Source organism: Bradyrhizobium sp. WSM1743, from assembly GCF_000473065.1.
Classification (GTDB): domain Bacteria; phylum Pseudomonadota; class Alphaproteobacteria; order Rhizobiales; family Xanthobacteraceae; genus Bradyrhizobium.
In genome coordinates this window covers 1-2,436 of record NZ_AXAZ01000148.1, presented here as the reverse complement: position 1 = coordinate 2,436, position 2,436 = coordinate 1, and the positions used below count along the sequence as shown (strand labels likewise).

Below are 2,436 nucleotides of genomic sequence, written 5' to 3'. Positions count from 1 at the left end.
TGACAAGAGGTCGATTCCACCGAATGAGAAGCGCGGCGGCCACGAAATGCGCCGGAGCGCCCCAAGTCGCCGGATTTTCACACGGCCTGGACCCATAACTGAAGTCGCGGCGAATAGTTTGGAAAGACAAGTAACGGGTGCGAATGAGGACCTCGCTCTCAGAGGCTGCCGGATTGTCGTCTTGCGCAGCTCGAAATTGCTTCGATCCGGCAGGCCTTGGGGGCGGGACAAACTGTGCGGCGCTCATCATCGCGCCGTCATACCAGACTCCCGCAAACGGCCAATGACCGCACTTCGCCAGACGCTACCAGCTCAAGGAGTCAACGGTTCCAGGTGGCAAAACCCGAGACGTTGCCGTCCTTCCAGTTGCCGGTGGTCCGCGCTTTGAAAGTATTATTGCCGCTGGCGGACTGATACTTGCCGGTGCCGCCCGTGTATTCGAAAGTGCCCGAGCAATCGACGGTATCGCCGTCACAACTCCATTTTAGGAATGCTTGATCGGAGGATGAACCTTCTCCCATGATGATGCAGTAGCCATTTGCGTGGCCTTGTTTCTTCCCGAAGTTGAGATCATACGAGCCGGGGCAACGTACGCCGGAGCGATCGAACAAGCTGTTCGCGCCGCTGTCATTGAAGAAAGTGCCCGAGAATTCGCCGACCCAAAACACATGGTCTTTTTCGAGTTCGGCGGTTTTGCCGATGCCAAACCAGCCAAATTGCCCAGTGACTTTGTAGTCCTGCGCAGCAGCGGGTACGCTGAGTGCGAACAGCGCGACAACAGAAACAGCAACGGGATGCGCTTTCATGGGCGGTCTCCCCTGATGAGGTTCCACTAGCACTTTATTACTGGAGGCTACCCGCCCGTAGACACTGACGCTACCATTAAAATTTAAAGGACTTCGCCACGGCCTGCTGACAGCTTACGATTGAAGGTCAATTTTCTGCGCATTCGAAAGGACCGGAATGTCTCTTACTGGCCCGAACCTGCCTTAGCTCGATGCTGGTCCAAGCGTCGGCTGTTGGGTGCAGAACGGAAAGGGCTCACAACGGTGTAGACCGCCGGTTTTGACCCATAACGGAATTACGGAACCGCTACGGACCTGATGACCATCGGCGCCTATTCGGGTAGACTGGCTCTAGCCCTCGAACCTGAACGGGTGTGGGCATGGCACGGAAGCTCGCCGCTATCGTCGCCGCCGACGTTGTCGGCTACAGCCGGCTGATGGGTGTCGACGAAGCCGAGACCTTGGCGGCGCTCAAGACGCATCAACGAGAACTGATCGCGCCGAACATTGCCGAGCACCAGGGCCGCATCGTCAAGACAACAGGCGATGGCCTCCTGATTGAATTCTCGAGCGTGATCGAAGCCGTCGAATGTGCCGTCGAGGTACAGCGCGCTATGCAGGGTCGCAATGAGGACGTCCCGGCGGACCATCGCATCGAGTTCCGCGTCGGCGTCAATCTCGGGGACATTATCATCGACGGCGACGATATTTACGGCGATGGTGTCAATGTTGCGGCACGGCTCGAAGCCCTCGCCGAAGCCAATGGGATTTGCGTGAGCAGAGTCGTGCACGATCAAGTACGCGACAAGCTAGATCTGGTCTTTGAGGATCTCGGCGAGCGGCAGCTCAAGAACATCGCTCGACCGGTCCACGTATTCCGAGTGCCAGCACCAGCTACAGAGCTGCGGATGCAATCGGCAAGCCCCGCACTGGCGCTTCCGGACAAACCGTCGATTGCGGTATTACCTTTCACCAACATGAGCGGGGATTCCGAACAGGACTACCTTGCCGATGGAATGGTCGAGGACATCATCACGGCGCTATCTCATTTCAAGGCCCTGTTTGTCATCGCCCGCAATTCCAGCTTCGCGTACAAGGGTCGCGCCGTCGACGTGAAGGTAGTCGGGCGTGAGCTTGGAGTTCGCTATGTGTTGGAAGGAAGCGTTCGCAGGGCGGCAAACCGGGTGCGCATCACGGGACAGCTTATCGATACCGCTACTGGCGCGCATCTTTGGGCGAACCGGTTTGATGGTGGGCTCGGCGACATTTTCGATCTGCAGGACCAGGTGACGGAGAGCATTGTCGGAGCAATCGCGCCGGCGGTGGAGAGAGCCGAGATAGAGCGTGCCACACGCAAGGCAACCGAGCGTCTTGACGCCTATGATCACTACTTGCGCGGTTTAGCTAAGTCCTATCAGGATGCTAATCAGCAAGCGTGCAGCGAGGCACTACACCTATTCAACAGCGCGATCGAGCTGGACCCCTACTTTGCGACAGCCTACGCTCGTGCCGCCTTTTGCTATGCCAATGCCAAGGCCTTTGGCTGGATTTCACTCACTGAGCTGCTGCCGGTTTGATGGACACCGAGATTAGGTGTTTCATGAAGCCGGAGGTGGGCGATGAAGAGACGGAAGTTCAGTCGCGAGTTCAA

General features: G+C 57.5%; 2 protein-coding genes. One reads left to right on the top strand and one right to left on the bottom strand.

The genetic code is table 11. From position 1 onward, the window contains the following. Positions 1-320: 320 nt before the first annotated feature. On the bottom strand, positions 321-806 hold the full coding sequence (locus tag YU9_RS0138210; RefSeq protein WP_027577390.1) for a hypothetical protein: 486 nt from the start codon (positions 804-806) through the stop codon (positions 321-323). A 359-nt stretch (positions 807-1,165) separates the two neighbouring features. Here YU9_RS0138210 and YU9_RS44045 point away from each other — a divergent pair, with 359 nt between their 5' ends. After that, positions 1,166-2,362, top strand: a complete 1,197-nt coding sequence (locus tag YU9_RS44045; protein WP_051380682.1) for an adenylate/guanylate cyclase domain-containing protein — start codon at positions 1,166-1,168, stop codon at positions 2,360-2,362. Positions 2,363-2,436 lie beyond the last annotated feature (74 nt).

Excerpts from the sequence above, each read along its gene's own strand:
- YU9_RS44045 (WP_051380682.1), top strand. The coding sequence starts at position 1,166 with ATGGCACGGAAGCTCGCCGCTATCGTCGCCGCCGACGTTGTCGGCTAC.
- YU9_RS0138210 (WP_027577390.1), bottom strand. The coding sequence starts at position 806 with ATGAAAGCGCATCCCGTTGCTGTTTCTGTTGTCGCGCTGTTCGCACTC.